The sequence below is a fragment of the Massilia sp. 2TAF26 genome, from assembly GCF_052115005.1.
In the GTDB taxonomy this organism is placed as follows: domain Bacteria; phylum Pseudomonadota; class Gammaproteobacteria; order Burkholderiales; family Burkholderiaceae_D; genus Telluria.
This window is the reverse complement of sequence record NZ_JBFRFV010000113.1, coordinates 1-475: the sequence shown is the minus strand read 5'-3', so window position 1 is coordinate 475 and position 475 is coordinate 1. Positions and strand designations below refer to the sequence as shown.

The 475-nt window shown below is 60.6% G+C and carries 1 pseudogene; it reads left to right on the top strand.

Annotated elements, in window-relative coordinates:
* Positions 1-139 precede the first annotated feature (139 nt).
* A pseudogene (locus AB4Z32_RS27705) lies at positions 140-475 on the top strand (reverse transcriptase); the annotation flags it as partial.

Here is a 475-nt window from a genome sequence, read left to right as displayed (position 1 = left end):
GGCCACCGCTATGCGCACCACAGGAACCGGCCAGCGGCGTCCGGCGAGGCCTGGCGCAGTTTCCCCGTTGATCGGCTTCAGCCTTCTCCAGGGCGACGTAGATAGCACGATGGGACGCAGCACGCCGACAATTCCGACTATGCGTGGAACCAGAACTTCGACAATGGCAACCAGAACAACAACCACAAGTCGTACGCCGGCCGCGCTCGCGCCGTCCGCAGATCAAAACGGAGACGAGTTCACTTTCGAGGACTTGGTGGTAGCATACTTCGACTGCCGCCGCAATAAGCGCAACACCCCGAGCGCCCTGGCCTTCGAGCAACACCTTGAACGCAACCTCATGCAGCTGCACGAAGAGTTGTGTGATGGGTCTTACACACCAGGGCGCTCGATCTGTTTCGTTGTGACGCACCCGAAGGCACGCGAAGTCTGGGCAGCCGGCTTCCGCGATCGCGTCGTGCATCACCTGTTATAC